Here is a 16,193-nt window from a genome sequence, read left to right on the forward strand (position 1 = left end):
GAGTATGAAAACCACAAGACAAAGGCGTGCCCTCAAGACCGTGCTTCTGGCAGGCGCTGGCCTGTGCATCGCAGGAGCCGCCCAGGCTGCCGATCCGATGGTCAAGGCCTGCGCCAAGGACGGCCAGTTCATCATCGGCTTTTCGCAAGCCAACAATGCCGAACCCTATCGTCAGCACGTCAATGACGAGCTGACCGCGGCGGCCAAGGAAGTTCCGGGCTTCACGCTGCAGATCGCCGACGGCGCTGGCAACGTCAACACGCAGACCTCGCAGGTCGACAATTTCATCACCCAGAAAGTCGATCTTCTGCTGATCTCGCCCTTCGAGGCGGCACCGCTGACGCCGGCGGTCAAACGCGCCATGGATGCCGGCATCCCGGTCATCGAACTCGATCGCAAGACGGTCGGCGATCCCGGCAAGGACTACACCGCTTTCATCGGCGGCGACAATTACAAGATCGCGCTCGAGGCGGGTAAGTATACTGCCAAGACCTTGCTGCCCGATGGTGGCGAAGCAGCCGTGCTCGAAGGACTGCCAAGCTCTACGCCCGCGGTCGAACGGCTGAACGGTTTCAAGGATGGCGTCAAGGAGAATGCCAAGATCCAGGTCGTCGCCGAGCAGGCCGCCGACTGGGTGCCGGACAAAGCCCAGACCGCCTTCTCGGCCATGCTGCAGGCGCACCCCGACATCAAGGTGCTTTATGCCTCGAACGACATGATGGCGGCCGGCGCGCTGCTCGCTGCCAAGGGTGCTGGCAAGGACGTCAAGATCATCGGCACCGACGGCTTGCCGGGACCTGCCGGCGGCATCGAGGCGGTGGCGAAAGGCGACTGGGCCGCGACCTTCACCTATCCGACCGGTGCCAAGGAAGCGATCGAGATGTCGAAGAAGATCCTGCTCGACTGCGCCTCGTCAGTGGATTCGACCGTCACCGTCGACACGACCGCGATCACGCCCGAGAACGCCAAGCAGCTCGCCGGCAAGTAGGCTCTTCTTGTAGATTGTCCGAACCAGGGCGGGGTCCAGACCCCGCCCTGCGCGCGTTCGCAACCCTCACCGGCAAGTCGACCGGCTCTGATCGCCGTGGGTAAGAGTTCGCTGGATCACACGGGGCGCGTGACGTCACGGACGAAGATAGCGATATCGCTACGACGACTATCCGGAGGAAGGGTGTGTCACCCCTTCTGCCTCGTCAGCCGTTCCAGCGCATCCACAATCAAATCGCAGAATTTTTGATGGTCGAGCTTCATCGCAACGGTGTGGCGGAAGTCGACCTGCTCGCTCGCCGTGCCGCCGAAATGGTGCATACCACCCATCTTCTCGAAATTGCAGACCGTCATGCCCTTGGTCCACCGGCCGGCAAGCTCGACGCGGATGTCGGCCTTCTCGGTGGTGAAGACGGTCGGGTCGATCATCGCCGCGACGCAGCATGCGTCATGGACGGCGGGATACTCGATCTGCAGGAGGCCGCCATGCGTGGTCGCGATGAACTCCCAGATATCGAGGATGAACTTGGCCATCGGGCCGCCGACGGTGCGCACCCGGTCCTGAAGCTCTTTGGTGGCGAGCGCCTGATGCGTCAGGTCGAGACCCACCATGGTGACGTCCCAGTTGGCCCGGAACACCACATCGGCGGCTTCCGGGTCGGCATAGACGTTGAACTCAGCCGCGGGGGTGATGTTGCCCCTGGCATAGCTTCCCCCCATCGCGACGACGCGCTTCACCCGTTCGACGATGCGGGGGTCCTTGCGGACGGCAAGTGCAATGTTGGTGTAGGGACCGACCGGCACCAGGGTGATCGTCTTCGGCTCATGCGCCATGACCGTGTCGATGATGAAGTCGACGGCATGGCGCTTGTCGAGCTCGAACGAGGCTGGCGGCAGCACAGGGCCATCGAGCCCGGTTTCGCCGTGGATCTCGATGGCCAGCACCTGATCGATGAGGAGCGGGCCGGGAGAGCCCTTCGCCACCGGCACCTTGATGCCATAGGCGGTGCATACCGAAAGGGCATTGCGTGTGGTGTTTTCGACATTGTGGTTGCCCGACACGGTGGTGATGCCGAGGAGATTGATCTGTGGATTGCCTGCTGCCAGCAGGATGGCGATAGCGTCATCATGCCCCGGGTCGCAGTCCAGTATGATCTTTTCCATGTGGCACCTCTTTTGCCGGCCGAGCCTGTCGGGACAAGAGACTGCCGCACCTACGCCGTCAAGCATCTGGCGCTCAGCCGACCCAGCGTAGAGTTTCCAAACAGGCGCTCACACCGTCCAGAAATAGCGCACGATGTGAAAGAAGATCGGGGCAGCGAAGACCAGGCTGTCGGTCCGGTCCATCATGCCGCCATGGCCTTCGATCAGATGGCCCCAATCCTTGACGCCCTGGTCGCGCTTGATGGCCGAGGCGACCAGTCCACCCAGAAAACCCATCGAGCAGGCGACGAAGGCCACGGCTGCCGCCTGCAGCGGCGAGAAGGGCGTCACGAACGACAGCAGCGCGCCGAGCAGGCTCGCCGACACCAGTCCGCCGATCAGGCCTTCCCAGGTTTTCGACGGCGAGACGTTCGGCGAAAAACGGTGTTTTCCGAACAGCTTGCCGAAGATGTATTGCAGCACGTCGCTGCCTTGCACGACGATGATCAGGAAGGCGATCAGCAACAGGTTGCGGCCTTCGAAGCCTGGCACATTGAGGGTCAGCAGCGCCGGGACATGGCTGACGCAATAGACCGAGATCATCACCGCCCATTGCTGGGCGGCGATCCGCTCGAGAAACCGTTCGGTGTCGCCATGCAGCGCGGTGATGGCCGGCATCAGCAGGAAGCAATAGACCGGAATGAAGATGACGAAGAGCCCGTACCAGGCGGTCCACACCAGCCAGTATTGAAACGGTATGATGATGCCGAACATGCCGAGCAGCACCCAATGATCGCTGCGGCTTGTATGCGTCAACGTCACGAATTCGCGCAGCGCCGCAAACGAAATCAGCGCGAACAGGATGGTCATACCGTCGCGGCCGAAGAAGAAGGCGACCGTTATCAACACCACCATCACCCACCAGGCGTTGATGCGCTGGGTGAGGTTGACCAGCGTTGAACTGAGCGGCTTCGGCGCCCGCGCCGAAAGTATGGCGGCGACGATGCTGGCGGTGGTCAGCACCGCCAGCAGGCCGATGATCAGAATGGAGATTTCGTGGCGCATCAATCGTCTCGCTCGGGGCGCGGGTTGAGCGCCAGAAGCGTGGCGTGGGCGCGCTCGAGAAAGGCGCGGCGTTCTTCGCCTGGAGCCACAGCCACCGGCGCGCCGAAGACGACGCGGCACAGCAGCGGCACCGGCAGGAACTGGCCCTTGGGCAGCACGCGCGACATGTTCTCGATCCAGCAGGGGATCAGCTCGACCTCCGGCCGTGCCATCGAAAGATTGTAGAGCCCCGAGCGGAATGCCAGCAGCGGCTCTTCGGTCATGTTGCGCGTGCCCTCGGGAAACAGGATCAGCGAATGGCCCTGGTCGAGAACGGACAACATGATTTCGATTGGGTTTTCTTCAGGTCTCGTCCATTGCCGGTTGATGAGCACCGACGACAGCATGTCCTCGGCAATGAAGCGGCGCAGCCGCGACTTTCCCCAGTACTCGCCGGCGGCAACGGCGTGGGTGACCGCGCGCTCCTTCTCGCTCAGGCAGGCCGACAGCAGGATGAAGTCGCCGTGGCTGGTGTGATTGGCGAAATAGATGCGCTGCCGGTCGGACGGCAGGCTGCCGTTCCAGATCGGACGCACCCCGGTCACCACCCAGGCCAGCGCAGACAGGCCAACGGAGGTTACCGTCTGCAGCAAGGTGAAGGTCTTGAGCGAAAGCTTGCTCATCGCGGCGCCCAGAACCCCGCGGCCAGAAGCGCTGCGGCAAACAGGGCGAGCGCGGCGCGCTGCTTGAACAGCAGGCGGCGGGTGCCGGCCATGCGGTCATCGAGCGAACGTGTCGTGGACGGGGAGGGTTTCAGGCGCATGCGCGCCAGTATGTCATCCACCGCGGCACCACCGGAAGCCTCGTCATCGTGGCTGGCCATCAGCCGGAACAACAGCGCGTCGAACACCAGAAGCGCTGACAGCGCTAGCACGGCGACCGCGCTCGCGGCTGTGACAGACAGCGCGATGGCCGCGGGCAAGGTCTCGAAGGCGCCGCGTGCCGAAGCAGCCAAAGGCGCAAGGATATTTGCGGCCACCACAGTCGCAGCCGGCCATGCGGCTTGCTTTATCAGCATGCGGGCGAAGCGATCGGCGCGTTCCTGGTCGGCATTGCTCGTCATGCCGCCCGTTCCTTGGCCTCGGCAAGATGAACCGGCCGGCCGGTCGCCATCAGCATCTCGCGGGCAAGCCTCGGCGTCCTGGCCCTGCCGGTTGCCAACAGCCATTGGGCGACAACGCCGGCGCTGCGCTGGAAGCCGAGCGCGCAGCAGACCAGCACGGTGCCGTCGCGGCGCGCGTTCTCCAGCGCGCTGGCTGCCTGCTCAAGCATCGTCACGGGCGGCGGCAAGAGGTCTATCATCGGAAAGCTGATCCAGCGGCAATCTGCGGCCGCCGGCTTTTCAAGTTCGGCGGCGAGGTCGATCACGGTGCCGAAGCCGTTGGCTTCGCTTGCCGAGGGAAAGCGACCGAGAAAGACGCCGTCACTGACGGCCACGAACGGCGGGAGCTTACGCGTCCAAATCGCGGCATTCACCCCAGCGCCCAGCCGGTAGGGCCAAAGCAGGACGCGGCTTGCCAGGGACACATGACCTTCCGCGGTCTTCTGGAACACCTTTGCGCCGGCCCCGCCATAGGCGAAGGCGACGATGGCCAGTGCCAGTGCCGGCCAAAGCAAGATGAGTGCTGTAGCGAAAAAGAAGGCGCCGAGCGCGGCACCGGCCAGCGCAAGGATGGCGCCCAGCGTATAGAACAGCGCCAGCCGGCGCGCTTTGGCATCGCTGGTCAGCCGGGCGCCTGAAAACGGCAGCTCGCCAGTGCGCGGAAACAGCCACAGGGCGAAGAACCCGAGCAGCGCGCCGGTCGGGATGTCGATGAAATGATGTTGCCAGGTTGTCAGCACCGAAGCGCCGATCAGGACGCACCAGCCATGCCACAGCGGCAGGAGGAGGCCGCTGAGCCGGTGGCGCCAGTGGTCCCAGATGATCACCAGCAGGGCGATATGCAGCGAGGGCGCCTGGTTGAACGGCTTGTCGAAACCGCCAAGCACGGCGAACAGGAAACCCGGCAGGCCGCTCGTTGCAGGCCGCACGAACGTCAGTGTCAGCGGGAACAGGATGAAACAGGCAACGGCGACGATCTGCGCGGTGAGATAACGCCCGGCCAGGCGGTCGACCCCTTGCCTGCTGTCGTTGAGCAGCAGCGACAGGCCGTAGAACAGGTTGATCGACCAGTAGGGCACGATGGTCCAGGCGAGGAAGGGGATGCTGTGTTCCCAGGCGAACACGATGCTGCCGACGTCGTCGCGCCGCGACGCCAGCCAGTTGGCGAAGCCGTAGCTGAGGTAGAAGAACGGCGCCAGGAAGGCCAGCCAAAGCGCTGCCCTGACGACCACCCGGCCATAAGGTTCTGCGCGCACCGTGGATGCAAGCGATGATACCATCCTGTTCAGCGGCGCCGTGCGACCGAGACGGTGAAGATGCCCCATTGGTCGATGCGCTGCTCGAGCTTTTCGAAACCGGCGGCTTCGACGAGCTGGTCCATTTCGCCTTGCGTGCGCCGGCGCATCACCCAGGCCTGGCCGCCGCGATGCGAGGTCAGGCTGCGGGCGATCATCTCAAGCTGCGGATGCCAGGGCTGGTTGGTGTAGAGCAACAGGCTGCCCGGCTGCATGGCGTGAGCAAGCCCACCGAGCGAGCGGGCGATCATGGCGTTGTCCGAGAACAGTTCGTAGAGGCCGGAAACGATGGCTAGGTCGGGCGCCGGATCGATCGAGGCGAGCATGTCGGCATCGAAAGCGTCCGCGCGCTGGAACGACACGCTCGCCGGCAATTGCTGCTCGGCGATCAGCTTGCGGCCAAGCTGGACATTGAGGTCGGAGTAATCCTGCAGGCGCACGCTCGCCGGCTGGTCGGGGCTCTTCACGATGGCATCGAGAACATAGCGGCCGTGGCCGGCGGCGATGTCGAGAATGTGCGCTGGCCGCCCAGTGGCCTTGAGCGTCGCCAGGCAAGAGGAGATCAGCTCTTCGAGATGCAGCTTGCGCTGGCGGATGCCGCGCCAGCCAATGGCTTCCAGGAAGATGCGGTCGACGACACGGCCAAGCGGTGTGAGACCCCGCGCGTCGTTCTCGTAGACGTAATCCAGCGTCGAGCCGGAATCGAAGCCCGTGGTGACGCCTGCCTTCATGCCCGACGAGACCCAGGCGCCCATGCGGATGGAGGCACGGCTGAATGCCCAATAAAGGCCCTTCGGCGACAAGAGGTCGAGCGGTGACGCAAGCCTGTCGGCCTCATCGCGCGTGTACCCGGCGATATCAGCCTGCTTCAGGTCGACAGGCGCATCCGGCGAGGCGAACTGCTTTTCCAGGAACGGCCGGATCAGGTCGAGGGCCTGCGCCCGGTCGCGTTCGCCCAGCGTGTCGTGGAAGAATCCCGGCAACACATGGCGTTCCTTTGTGCGGCTGCCGAGATTGACGAAAAACGCGTGCTGCGGGCCGTGGCGCACCACCCAGTCGCTGCCGGAAAGCAGAAGCTGCGTCGGCACGGTGATGGCGCGGGCGTCCGCAACGATGCGTGCCGCGTGCTGGTAGAGTTCGACCAGGATGTTGGAGGCGATCGGCCGCGTGATCAGCGGATCGCTCTCGAAGGAGGCGATGCGCACGGGATCATGGGTCAGGAACTTCGCCTTGACGTAGGAATTGACGAAGAAGCGGCCCTTGATGTTCTGCCAGAACGCGATGCCTTCCTTGGCGAAGGGCACGTACAGCTTGACCGAAAAGGCTGGTGAAGCCAGCACCATGGCACGCAGCTTCGGTGCATAGTCGTGCACCCAGGCCGCAGTGAGCACGGCGCCGAAGGATTGCGCGATCAGTGCAATATCCTGCGTGGCGAAGCCATCCCGGGCGGCGATCTCGCGCATGAAACAGTCGATGTCGCGCACCAGCGCCGAGAAGGAAGGGGCATAGCCGCGCTCGCCGGACGAGCGGCCATTGCCGCGGGCATCCCAGGCATAGAAGGCGTGGTCCGGCATCTGCAATTCGTCGACGAGATGGGCCATGCGACCGCCATGCTCGTGGCCGCGGTGGAAGAGCACCACCGCGCCCTTGGCATTGGCGGAAGCTGCCGGCCAGAAGCGGTAGAAGATCTCCGTCCCGTCATGGCTGCGGAAGACACGCTCTTGCGCTTGCCGCTCAAGGCTTTCCGCGGCGATCGGTTCGTGCATCATGGTCTCTCCCTCGGGCGGCATGGCGAAGCCTCGATGCTTAGCTGGCGCTGCCAATAAGGCCAGCGCGTATCCGGTTTATGGCGGTCAACAGTGAAAGCGTTGCCATGGCCGGAAACACAAGCTGCGCGATGGAAGCCGGCCAGAGCCCGGCGGCGCACAGCAGGGCGACCACGCCAAGCGCCAACGCCCTGTCGCTCTTGCCGAACGGCCCGGCATAATTTCGCCCGATCCCGGCAGCGATGCCGAGCACGCCGGCGAATTCGGTCAGCACAGCGGTGAGGGCGAAGGCGACGACGCCCCATGGGCTGAACTGTGGAAAGGCGGCGAACGGCAGGATCAGCGCAAGGTCCGAAACGACGTCGCAAAACTCGTTCAGATACATGCCGAGCGTCGAGGCCTGTCCGTGTTCCCGCGCCAGCATGCCATCCACGGCATTCAGCGCCATGCGCACGAACATCACCACGGGAACGAGCAGCAGCGAGCGCCATTCATGCAAAATCGCGATGGCCGTCCCTGCTGCGATCGACATCAGGGCAGCCAGGATGGTTATGCTGTTTGCGGTGACCCCGATTGCCGCCAGCCGATTGACCAGCGGCCGCAGCCTTCCCTGGAAAGCTGGCTTGAGAGCGTAGAGCGTCGGCATTTTTGGTTGATCCCCCGATCCTGACCAGCGGCTGTACATCAATCTGTCGAACTCGACCAGCGGCACGAAGCGGCGCCTCTCTAGTGCGCACATCCTGATGTGGTAGATGCGGTCTTGCCGACTGCCATGGCCACCGACCCGACGTTCACCACCCGCTAACCATGATTGCGAAGCACGGCTGTCATGCACATTTGCCGGTTTCTGGTGCAACCCGGCATCTTGAATAATAAGCACGCTTATTATATATGCCGCTCATGGTTTCCGATGGCATAGACAGATTGGGCTTCTTGATCCACGACGTGCAGCGCCTGATGCGCAAGCGCTTCGAGGCAAGGGCCAGTGGCTTGGGGCTTTCCTCGGCGCAATGGCGGCTTCTGGTCCGCGTTGCCAAGGAAGATGGTGTCGCGCAGGCGCGGTTGGCCGAACTTCTCGAGATCGAGCCGATCAGCGTTTCGCGTCTGGTCGACCGCATGGAGGAGGGTGGCTGGATCGAGCGTCGTCCCGACGCAGCCGATCGCCGCGTCCGCATGATCTTCCTGACGCCCAAGGCGAGCGATGCCTACGCCGTGATCAAGAGCATTGCGGGAGAGGTCTATGAGGAATCGCTGGTCGGCGTGAAACCGGAAGCCCGTCGCGTCCTCATCGAGGGGCTTGAGGCGATGGTCCGCAACCTGACTGACGACGAGACGCCATCCGTTGAAAAAGTGAAGAGTACAGAAGGCGCAGCAGCATGAACGCGGTAGCCAAGATAGACGAGAAGGTGACCGAGCTGGAAATGGAAGCGCCGGCGCAGCCGGCAGCGGCCCCAGTGGCGGTTGCTCCTCCGATGCAGCCGGCCCCGACGCCGGTGAAGAAAAAGCGCCGGTTGGGCCGCTCCCTGCTGATGGCTGCGCTGCCTGCCGCGCTGGCTATCGGCGGCGGTTACGTCTGGATCACTGGCGGCCGCTACCAGGAGACGGAGAACGCCAATCTGCAGCAGGCGAAGGTGTCGATCGCTTCCGACACGGCCGGCCGCATCGTTCAGGTTGACATTTTCGACAACCAGCTGGTCAAGCAGGGCGATGTGCTGTTTGCCATCGACCCGGAGCCCTACCGGATCGCACTGGCCCAGGCCGACGCGGCGGTGGCGGGCGCGCGTCTCAATGTCGAGCAGCTGCGCGCGGCCTATGGCCAATCGATGGCACAGCAAAGGTCCGATGCCAGTGAGGTCGCCTTCGCCCAGTCGCAGTTCGACCGTGCCGCCGACCTTGCCCAGAAGGGCATCAACGCCAAGTCGTCGCTCGACCAGGCCAAGAACGATCTCGACAAGGCAAAGCAGCAGCTTGCCGTTGCCGAGCAAGGCATCATCAGCGCCAAGGCAGGCCTTGGCGGAAATCCCGACATCGAGACCGACAAGCATCCGACCGTGATGGCCGCGCTCGCCGCGCGCGACAAGGCCGCCTACGACCTGGCGCAGACCACGGTCAAGGCGCCGGCCGATGGCGTCGTTAGCCAGGCCTCCTCGTTCAAGGTCGGTCAGTATGTCGGCTCCGGCACACCGCTGTTTTCGCTGGTCGAGACCGGCGACACCTGGGTCGACGCCAATTTCAAGGAAACCCAGCTGACCCACATGAAGCCCGGCCAGAAGGCCGAGATCGTGGTCGACACCTATCCGGGTAAAACCTTCGAGGCGACGGTCAAGGCGATCGGCGCCGGCACGGGAGCCGAATTCTCCCTGCTGCCAGCGCAGAATGCCACAGGCAACTGGGTCAAGGTCACGCAGCGCATTCCGGTGCGCCTGGAACTGACCGATGCCGACGCCAAGATGGCGTTGCGCACCGGCATGAGCGCGACCGTTACCGTCGACACCGGCGTTGCCCGCGGGTTTCCCTCCATATTTGGCCACGCTACGGCGGGCTAAGCGGCGGAGTAAAATCGGCGCAAGCCCGTGGGGAACCAAGCGGGTGCAAGCCAATAGCGGGATTGGTCTGATGGGAGGAGTGGGAAGAATCAGCGTTTGGTTAGAGCCGCGTCGCGGATCGACCAGAATCTGAAATCTTCGACACGGACCCCTCGGTCCTCATGTTTCCGGGCGGCAGGCATCCGCTCATCAGAGACTTTCGGTCGATGTAACCCCCACATCGACCATCGCGTCCCACCGCGAATGAGGGTCTCTCAACGGAAGGCGATGCCGCCCGGAAACCTGTTCTACACGATTTTGTTACCTGCCGGAAGTTCCGCATCATGAGCACGCCCGAACCCTTCAAAGAAGTGCCGCATCGTGGCCTGATCACGGTCGCGCTCATGCTGGCGACGATCATGCAGGCGCTCGACACGACGATCGCCAACGTTGCGCTGCCGACCATGACCGGCGATCTCGGCGCCTCGCCGGACAATATCAACTGGGTGCTGACGTCCTACATCGTTGCCGCAGCCATCATGACGCCGGTCACCGGCTGGCTGGCCGACCGCTTCGGCCGCAAGGAACTGTTCCTGACGGCGGTGGTCGGCTTCACGGTGTTCTCGATGCTGTGCGGCATCGCCTGGAGCCTGGAGAGCATAGTGTTCTTCCGGCTGATGCAAGGCGTGTTCGGCGCCGCGATCGTGCCGTTGTCGCAGACCTTCCTGCTCGACATCAACCCAAGGGAACGCCATGGCCAGGCGATGGCGATCTGGGGCGCCGGCATCATGCTGGGGCCAATTCTGGGCCCGACGCTCGGTGGCTGGCTGACCGAGAATTTCAACTGGCGCTGGGTGTTCTTCATCAACCTGCCGGTCGGCATTGTCGCCTTCCTCGGTATGGCCGCCTATTTGCCGGCTGTTGCCCGGCGGGTGCGCGGTTTCGATTTCTTCGGCTTCGCCATGATATCGCTCGGCGTCGGCGCGCTTCAGCTGCTGCTCGATCGTGGCGGCGAGGTCGACTGGTTTTCCTCGAATGAGATCTGGATCGAGCTTGGTCTTTCGCTGACCGGCTTCTGGGTGTTCATCATCCACACGGTGACGGCGGAACATCCCTTCATCGATCCCAAGATATTCCTCGACCGCAATTTCGTGACCGGCCTGGCGTTCATCTTCGTAATGGGTGTGCTCATCCTGGCGAGCATGTCGTTGCTGCCGCCAATGCTGTCGACCATCTTCGGTTATCCGACCATCACCATTGGCGTTGTCCTTGGGCCACGTGGTATCGGCACGATGATTTCGATGCTCGTCGTCGGGCGGATCATGAGCAAGATCGACGCCAGGATCCTCGTCGTCATCGGCTTTCTGCTGACCGCGCAATCACTCTACACCATGTCCAGCTTCACGCCGCAGATGGACAACTGGCTGATCATCAGCTCCGGCGTCATCCAGGGCCTGGGAATGGGAATGGTGTTCGTGCCGCTGTCGACCGTGGCCTTCGCCACGCTTGACGTGCGCTTCCGCACCGATGCCACGGCCTTGTTCAGCCTGGTGCGCAATCTTGGCTCGTCCATCGGCGTTTCGGTCGTGACAGTTCTGATGGTGCGCAACACGCAGGTCAATCACACTGAGCTTTCGGCGTTCATCAATCCGTTCAACCCGAATCTGTGGGCGGTCTCGCCGGCGGCCGCAAGCGGCGATCCAATGGCGCTTTCGGAGGTGGATCGCATGGTCAATCTGCAGGCGATGATGATCTCCTACGTCAATGACTTCAAAATACTCATGGTGATGACGCTGATTTCCATTCCGTTTGTTTTCCTGCTGCGCAAGCCAAAACAGGCGCCGGCCGGTGGCGCACCAGCCGCTCACATGGACTAGATCGTCGCCCTCGAAATTCAAGGCGACGACCAGCTAGAGGAATCCCGCCTTACCTTCCGAGCACAAGGCTCCAGTAGCGCAGGGCGCCATCGCGGCCGTCGCGCACATAGGCGAGGCCAAAGCGGGTGAAGCGTGGGTCGAGCATGTTGCGGCGGTGGCCGGGCGAATGCGCCCATATGTCGAACAGCTTCTGCAGGTCGAAGCGGCCCTCGGCAATATTCTCTGCGGCGGCGCCGGCAATGCGATTGTCCTTGACGCGCGAGGCGAAACCCTTGCCCCAGCCAGTGGTGTGGCTCATGCGGCCACGCCGCGCCATGTAGCCGGCCTGCTGCAGGGCGGCCTGCTCGAGCTGTGGGTCGGGGACCAGCGGCGGAAGCCCGGTCGAGGCTCGGATGCTGGCCAGCGTGCCGGTGGCGGACGAGGAGACGCCGGCGCCTTCGCCGGTCGGCCGCGAAACGGTGCTGCAGGCGGCAAGCCCGGCCAGGGCTGCAAGGCCGATCAGGAGCATACGCCGGCTCGGTGCCTGGCGCGGTTCAGCAGGATGGGAATGAATGGCAAGGGTCATTCCTGCCTGAATAGTCGCGATCATGGCTTTTGACGGGCGGGCGGTGAAAATTGCGCGAAAGCCGAGTGCGTGCGTTGGTTTCGCGAAATGCATCGCCTAGTCTTGAAGCGCCCCTTCCGGCAACACCGTCAAGACGCCCATGCGACGCGAGAATCCGATGCCAAAGCCTGCCCGTGCCTTCCCGACACTCTCCACCGCGCGCCTGTTGCTGCGCGCTCCGGCATCCGAGGACGTCGCCGCCTTCCACGCCATCCTGTCGAATCCGGATGTCACCCGGTTCTCGAACTGGCGGGATGCGCCGGCCAAGGCGGTGGCTGAACGGGCGATGAGATGGATGTGCAGGGTCTATCCTTCCGGGAAGGGGTGCGCCTGGATGATCGAGGATCGCGATTCGAAGACCGTGGTCGGTGCGATTCGCTACAACTGGTTTGTCAACAAATCGAAGTGCGGCGAAATCGGCTACGAACTGCAGCCGGACTTTTGGGGCAGGGGCCTGATGACCGAAGCGGCGGCTGCCGTCGCCGTTTGCGGCCATCAGTTTTTCAAGCTCAATCGCATCGAGGCGTGGACGCTGCCGGGCAATCCCGGATCGGACCGTGTGCTGGAAAAAGCCGGGTTCCGCTACGAGGGGACTTTGCGGCAGAAAGCCTGGTTCAAAGGCAGCTACCATGACTTTCGAATGTTTGGTCGGCTGGCCGGCGATCAATTCCCCTGAGCCGACTGGACAGCCAAGACAAGGATCTTCGCAAAAATGCTCCACCACATCTCCTTCGGCGTTTCGAACATCGAGCGCTCGGCGGCTTTCTACGATGCGGTGCTGGCGCCGCTCGGATATGTCCGCGTCTGGGACGACCTCAATCCGGCAAATTCTGATCAGGCCGTCGGCTACGGGATTGCTGGCGGCGGCGACAAGCTGGCGATCAAACTTCGCCCGAAGGGGCAGCGCCCGCCTGGTCCCGGTTTTCATTTGGCCTTCGCCGCTCCGGATCGCCGGAGCATCGCACAATTCCATGCGGCCGCCATTGCCCATGGCGGCCGCGACAACGGCGCACCCGGCCTGCGACCCGACTACGGCCCGCATTATTATGCCGCCTTTGTCGTCGACCCGGACGGCCACCACATCGAGGCGGTTTTCAATTCACCGCAATAGGCCATCATTCGGGGACAACCCCTGGCAAATCGGCTATGGTGCTACATCTACTAGTGGCAGCTGCGGGCGGCCATCCGGGCGGTGACCGTCCCCGACACACGGGAGGAAGGTTATGGCCGGCTTTCATGTCATGGCGGACGCACACGGGGCGCACGTACAGCCCACGGTGCGAAGCATCACCACGGCGGATCTCAGGGATGCGCTGCGCCTCGGCGCCGAGGACTTCTGGGCAAAACCATCGCACTACGTGTTCCTGTGCCTGATCTACCCCGTTGTCGGCCTGATCCTGACGCGATGGACGTCCGGCGCCAATGCCATCCAGCTCATCTATCCCCTGATGTCGGGTTTCGCCCTGGTCGGCCCGTTTGCTGCCATCGGCCTTTATGAGATCAGCCGCCGCCGCGAACTCGGCATGAACACCTCCTGGCGGCATGCCCTCGATGTGCGTCACTCGCCGGCAATACCGTCGATCGCGGTGATCGGTATTATGCTGGTGGCGCTGTTCCTGTTGTGGCTCTACACCGCGCAGTCGATCTACACCGGCCTGTTCGGCGACCAGCCGCCGGCATCGATCGGTGACTTTGTCCGCGAGGTGCTGACGACCGGCAAGGGCTGGACCCTGATCCTCGCCGGCAATGCCGCCGGTTTTGTCTTCGCCGTTGTCGTGCTCGCCACCACTGTGGTTGCCTTCCCGCTGTTGCTCGACCGCGATGTCGGCGCTGTTTCGGCCATCGAGACCTCGGCGCGCGCGGTGATGGCAAACCCGCTGCAGATGGCGCTGTGGGGGTTGATGGTCGCCGTGCTGCTGGTGATCGGCTCGATCCCGCTGTTTGCCGGGCTCGCCGTGGTCATGCCGGTGCTCGGCCACGCCACCTGGCATCTCTACCGCAAGGTGGTCGAGCCGGAGCGGGCGCAGCAAATCCGGCGGCCGATGTGACGACGCCGGAACGCCAAACAAAGAGTGCCTGACAAAGCCTGATATGTTTGGCTTGTCGGCGCCCTCTGTGGCCAGGTGACGGAGACTGACCCATGGCGTGGAAACTGTCGGGAGTGCTCAAGAAGACTGTCTGGCTGATCTGCTTTGGCATTGCGGGCCATCCCGATATTGCGCTGGCAAGCGCCGACCTGCCGGTGCAACTCGAAAGCGCGGCTGTCACGCCGACGCCGTTTCAGCAACGCATTGCGAGAGAAAGCGGCAAAGTCCTGAATGATGTTCCCGGCACGCCACTGAACGGGTATCTGACGCGACCGCCGGGTGAGGGGCCGTTCCCGGCTATCGTCGTTCTCCACGGATGCACGGGTCTGTTCCCAAGTGTAAGGAAAGCCTGGTCCGAACGGTTGTCTTCCTGGGGTTACGTCGTCCTCTTTGTCGACAGCTTCAGCACGAGAGGCATAAAGGAGACCTGTGATGGCCTCCACTCTGTCGATCGCGTCTATGACGCCTACGGCGCTCTGGAATTCCTGTCGAAATACAGTTTTGTCGACCCGCAGCGCATTGCGTTGATGGGGTTCTCCGCTGGCGGGATCGCAACGCTCGAGGCCGTGCATCTGGTGGCGCGGAGAGGCTTATGGCGCACAAATTCAAGGCAGCGATCGCCTACTATCCGGATTGTTCGGCGACGAATGGCGACATGGCGGCGCCGACCTTGGTCCTCATCGGTGAGCTGGACGATTGGACGCCCGCCAAGAAATGCCAGGAGATGATGGCGCAGCGCAGCGGCAAGGGAAGCGCCGTGCAGCTTGACGTCTTCAAGGGCGCTCGTCACGCATTTGCCGCCCCAGGATACAAGACCGGCACCGAGGCCTATGGTCACCGGATGGAGTATGATGCGGCTGCCGCCGACCAATCCATCCGCGATTCTCAGGCTTTTCTGAAGGAAGTCTTCGGCGGCTGACGGCGGCGATCGCCGCTTGTACTTCCACTCTCAGCGCTGTGCGTCGGTCGCCATCTTCAGCGCGAGTGCCATCAGCACGGTGCCCATCATCCAGCGCTGGATGACCAGCCATAGCGGCCGGCCAGCGAGGAAGGTGGCTATCGAGCCCGCTGTCACCGCGATGATGGCATTGACGCTGAGGCTGATCGATATCTGCGTCGCGCCGAGCACCAGAAGCTGCGACAGGACATGGCCTTTGTCCAGGCTGATGAACTGCGGCAGCAGCGACAGATAGAGCACGGCCACCTTCGGATTGAGCAGATTGGTCATCAGGCCCATGGCGAACAGCTTGCGCGGCCGGTCCCGCGGCAGCTCGCGCACCTGGAATGGCGAGCGACCGCCCGGCTTCACCGCTTGCCAGGCCAGCCACAGGAGATAGAGCACGCCGGCAAAGCGCAGCGCATCATAGGCATAGGGCACGGCAAGCAGTAGCGCGGTGATACCGAATGCCGCCGCCAGCACATAGAAGACAAAGCCGAGCGCGACGCCGCCAAGTGAGATCAGCCCCGCCTTTGGCCCTTGCGACAGGGAACGCGAGATCAGGTAGATCATGTTGGGGCCCGGCGTCAGCACCATGCCGAGGCAGACCAGCGCGAAGGCGAGATGGTTGGCGGTTTCGGGCATCTATTCGTTCCCCTGCGCACCCCGGTGCGGAAGCGAGCGGCCAATATCTGCCCGCACCGGCAGGCGTCCGCAAGGGCATGGCGCCGCCAGCCGTTGCGCCAGATGGCTGCCAGTGCCTCCG

Annotated in this window: 18 protein-coding genes; 9 read left to right on the forward strand and 9 right to left on the reverse strand. The window is 63.3% G+C overall.

Features of this window, described 5'->3' with window-relative positions; genetic code table 11:
- Positions 1-4 precede the first annotated feature (4 nt).
- On the forward strand, positions 5-988 hold the full coding sequence (locus AC1DZU_RS31635; protein ID WP_477290851.1) for a substrate-binding domain-containing protein: 984 nt from the start codon (positions 5-7) through the stop codon (positions 986-988).
- Positions 989-1,176: 188 nt separating this feature from the next.
- On the opposite strand, the gene AC1DZU_RS31640 is transcribed toward AC1DZU_RS31635, so the two are convergent.
- The 7 genes from AC1DZU_RS31640 to AC1DZU_RS31670 form a co-directional block, all read right to left on the reverse strand.
- Positions 1,177-2,151, reverse strand: a complete 975-nt coding sequence (locus AC1DZU_RS31640) for a nucleoside hydrolase (RefSeq protein WP_477290853.1) — start codon at positions 2,149-2,151, stop codon at positions 1,177-1,179.
- 108 nt (positions 2,152-2,259) lie between these two features.
- Entirely contained in the window at positions 2,260-3,195 is a 936-nt protein-coding gene (locus AC1DZU_RS31645; protein ID WP_477290855.1) for a phosphatidate cytidylyltransferase, read from the reverse strand.
- Positions 3,195-3,857, reverse strand: coding sequence for a lysophospholipid acyltransferase family protein (locus tag AC1DZU_RS31650; RefSeq protein WP_477290857.1), 663 nt, complete (start codon positions 3,855-3,857; stop codon positions 3,195-3,197). The genes AC1DZU_RS31645 and AC1DZU_RS31650 overlap by 1 nt, the downstream gene beginning before the upstream one ends.
- Positions 3,854-4,297: a hypothetical protein gene (locus AC1DZU_RS31655; protein ID WP_477290859.1), complete on the reverse strand. Its 444-nt coding sequence runs from the start codon at positions 4,295-4,297 to the stop codon at positions 3,854-3,856. Before AC1DZU_RS31655 ends, AC1DZU_RS31650 begins: the two co-directional genes overlap by 4 nt.
- Positions 4,294-5,616 (reverse strand): phosphatase PAP2/dual specificity phosphatase family protein, encoded by a 1,323-nt coding sequence (locus AC1DZU_RS31660; protein WP_477290861.1) that lies wholly within the window; start codon positions 5,614-5,616, stop codon positions 4,294-4,296. Before AC1DZU_RS31660 ends, AC1DZU_RS31655 begins: the two co-directional genes overlap by 4 nt.
- A 5-nt stretch (positions 5,617-5,621) precedes the next feature.
- Positions 5,622-7,400, reverse strand: coding sequence for a bifunctional alpha/beta hydrolase/class I SAM-dependent methyltransferase (locus AC1DZU_RS31665; RefSeq protein ID WP_477290863.1), 1,779 nt, complete (start codon positions 7,398-7,400; stop codon positions 5,622-5,624).
- 37 nt (positions 7,401-7,437) lie between these two features.
- Positions 7,438-8,043 carry a CDP-alcohol phosphatidyltransferase family protein gene (locus AC1DZU_RS31670; protein ID WP_477290865.1) on the reverse strand — a complete coding sequence of 202 codons (606 nt, stop codon included), beginning with the start codon at positions 8,041-8,043 and terminating at the stop codon, positions 7,438-7,440.
- Positions 8,044-8,297: 254 nt separating this feature from the next.
- On the opposite strand from AC1DZU_RS31670, the gene AC1DZU_RS31675 reads away from it, so the two are divergent.
- The 3 genes from AC1DZU_RS31675 (at position 8,298) to AC1DZU_RS31685 (ending at position 11,799) form a co-directional block, all read left to right on the forward strand.
- Positions 8,298-8,777 carry a MarR family winged helix-turn-helix transcriptional regulator gene (locus AC1DZU_RS31675; protein ID WP_095086704.1) on the forward strand — a complete coding sequence of 160 codons (480 nt, stop codon included), beginning with the start codon at positions 8,298-8,300 and terminating at the stop codon, positions 8,775-8,777.
- Positions 8,774-9,943 carry an HlyD family secretion protein gene (locus tag AC1DZU_RS31680; RefSeq protein WP_477290867.1) on the forward strand — a complete coding sequence of 390 codons (1,170 nt, stop codon included), beginning with the start codon at positions 8,774-8,776 and terminating at the stop codon, positions 9,941-9,943. The genes AC1DZU_RS31675 and AC1DZU_RS31680 overlap by 4 nt, the downstream gene beginning before the upstream one ends.
- A 323-nt stretch (positions 9,944-10,266) precedes the next feature.
- Positions 10,267-11,799, forward strand: coding sequence for a DHA2 family efflux MFS transporter permease subunit (locus tag AC1DZU_RS31685; protein ID WP_457151775.1), 1,533 nt, complete (start codon positions 10,267-10,269; stop codon positions 11,797-11,799).
- A gap of 49 nt (positions 11,800-11,848) precedes the next feature.
- On the opposite strand, the gene AC1DZU_RS31690 is transcribed toward AC1DZU_RS31685, so the two are convergent.
- Entirely contained in the window at positions 11,849-12,307 is a 459-nt protein-coding gene (locus AC1DZU_RS31690; protein ID WP_477290869.1) for a CAP domain-containing protein, read from the reverse strand.
- Between the two features lie 214 nt (positions 12,308-12,521).
- Between AC1DZU_RS31690 and AC1DZU_RS31695 the strand changes: the two genes are divergently transcribed.
- From AC1DZU_RS31695 to AC1DZU_RS31715, 5 genes are all read left to right on the forward strand, one after another.
- The gene (locus AC1DZU_RS31695) at positions 12,522-13,079 is read left to right on the forward strand and encodes a GNAT family N-acetyltransferase (protein ID WP_477290871.1); all 558 of its coding nucleotides are present in this window, start codon (positions 12,522-12,524) and stop codon (positions 13,077-13,079) included.
- Between the two features lie 36 nt (positions 13,080-13,115).
- Positions 13,116-13,514, forward strand: a complete 399-nt coding sequence (locus AC1DZU_RS31700; RefSeq protein WP_477290873.1) for a VOC family protein — start codon at positions 13,116-13,118, stop codon at positions 13,512-13,514.
- A gap of 112 nt (positions 13,515-13,626) precedes the next feature.
- Positions 13,627-14,451, forward strand: a complete 825-nt coding sequence (locus tag AC1DZU_RS31705; protein ID WP_477290875.1) for a DUF2189 domain-containing protein — start codon at positions 13,627-13,629, stop codon at positions 14,449-14,451.
- A gap of 92 nt (positions 14,452-14,543) precedes the next feature.
- Positions 14,544-15,218 (forward strand): dienelactone hydrolase family protein, encoded by a 675-nt coding sequence (locus AC1DZU_RS31710; protein ID WP_477290877.1) that lies wholly within the window; start codon positions 14,544-14,546, stop codon positions 15,216-15,218.
- A complete protein-coding gene (locus AC1DZU_RS31715) occupies positions 15,146-15,409 on the forward strand; it encodes a dienelactone hydrolase family protein (protein ID WP_477290879.1) in 264 nt (87 codons plus the stop codon). The genes AC1DZU_RS31710 and AC1DZU_RS31715 overlap by 73 nt, the downstream gene beginning before the upstream one ends.
- A gap of 30 nt (positions 15,410-15,439) precedes the next feature.
- Here the strand turns inward: AC1DZU_RS31715 and AC1DZU_RS31720 are convergent, their stop codons facing one another.
- Complete coding sequence (locus AC1DZU_RS31720) at positions 15,440-16,072, reverse strand: LysE family translocator (RefSeq protein WP_095086701.1); 633 nt, start codon at positions 16,070-16,072, stop codon at positions 15,440-15,442.
- Positions 16,073-16,193: the final 121 nt, after the last annotated feature.

The sequence above is a fragment of the Mesorhizobium sp. P2_A12 genome, assembly GCF_056405075.1.

What these genes read in the sequence shown, in the direction of transcription:
- AC1DZU_RS31670 (WP_477290865.1), bottom strand. Translation starts at nt 8,043, where the DNA reads ATGCCGACGCTCTACGCTCTCAAGCCAGCTTTCCAGGGAAGGCTGCGG.
- AC1DZU_RS31680 (WP_477290867.1), top strand. Translation starts at nt 8,774, where the DNA reads ATGAACGCGGTAGCCAAGATAGACGAGAAGGTGACCGAGCTGGAAATG.
- AC1DZU_RS31635 (WP_477290851.1), top strand. Translation starts at nt 5, where the DNA reads ATGAAAACCACAAGACAAAGGCGTGCCCTCAAGACCGTGCTTCTGGCA.
- AC1DZU_RS31645 (WP_477290855.1), bottom strand. Translation starts at nt 3,195, where the DNA reads ATGCGCCACGAAATCTCCATTCTGATCATCGGCCTGCTGGCGGTGCTG.
- AC1DZU_RS31695 (WP_477290871.1), top strand. Translation starts at nt 12,522, where the DNA reads ATGCCAAAGCCTGCCCGTGCCTTCCCGACACTCTCCACCGCGCGCCTG.
- AC1DZU_RS31705 (WP_477290875.1), top strand. Translation starts at nt 13,627, where the DNA reads ATGGCCGGCTTTCATGTCATGGCGGACGCACACGGGGCGCACGTACAG.
- AC1DZU_RS31640 (WP_477290853.1), bottom strand. Translation starts at nt 2,151, where the DNA reads ATGGAAAAGATCATACTGGACTGCGACCCGGGGCATGATGACGCTATC.
- AC1DZU_RS31650 (WP_477290857.1), bottom strand. Translation starts at nt 3,857, where the DNA reads ATGAGCAAGCTTTCGCTCAAGACCTTCACCTTGCTGCAGACGGTAACC.
- AC1DZU_RS31715 (WP_477290879.1), top strand. Translation starts at nt 15,146, where the DNA reads ATGGCGGCGCCGACCTTGGTCCTCATCGGTGAGCTGGACGATTGGACG.
- AC1DZU_RS31660 (WP_477290861.1), bottom strand. Translation starts at nt 5,616, where the DNA reads ATGGTATCATCGCTTGCATCCACGGTGCGCGCAGAACCTTATGGCCGG.
- AC1DZU_RS31720 (WP_095086701.1), bottom strand. Translation starts at nt 16,072, where the DNA reads ATGCCCGAAACCGCCAACCATCTCGCCTTCGCGCTGGTCTGCCTCGGC.
- AC1DZU_RS31685 (WP_457151775.1), top strand. Translation starts at nt 10,267, where the DNA reads ATGAGCACGCCCGAACCCTTCAAAGAAGTGCCGCATCGTGGCCTGATC.
- AC1DZU_RS31675 (WP_095086704.1), top strand. Translation starts at nt 8,298, where the DNA reads ATGGTTTCCGATGGCATAGACAGATTGGGCTTCTTGATCCACGACGTG.
- AC1DZU_RS31700 (WP_477290873.1), top strand. Translation starts at nt 13,116, where the DNA reads ATGCTCCACCACATCTCCTTCGGCGTTTCGAACATCGAGCGCTCGGCG.
- AC1DZU_RS31655 (WP_477290859.1), bottom strand. Translation starts at nt 4,297, where the DNA reads ATGACGAGCAATGCCGACCAGGAACGCGCCGATCGCTTCGCCCGCATG.
- AC1DZU_RS31690 (WP_477290869.1), bottom strand. Translation starts at nt 12,307, where the DNA reads ATGCTCCTGATCGGCCTTGCAGCCCTGGCCGGGCTTGCCGCCTGCAGC.
- AC1DZU_RS31665 (WP_477290863.1), bottom strand. Translation starts at nt 7,400, where the DNA reads ATGATGCACGAACCGATCGCCGCGGAAAGCCTTGAGCGGCAAGCGCAA.
- AC1DZU_RS31710 (WP_477290877.1), top strand. Translation starts at nt 14,544, where the DNA reads ATGGCGTGGAAACTGTCGGGAGTGCTCAAGAAGACTGTCTGGCTGATC.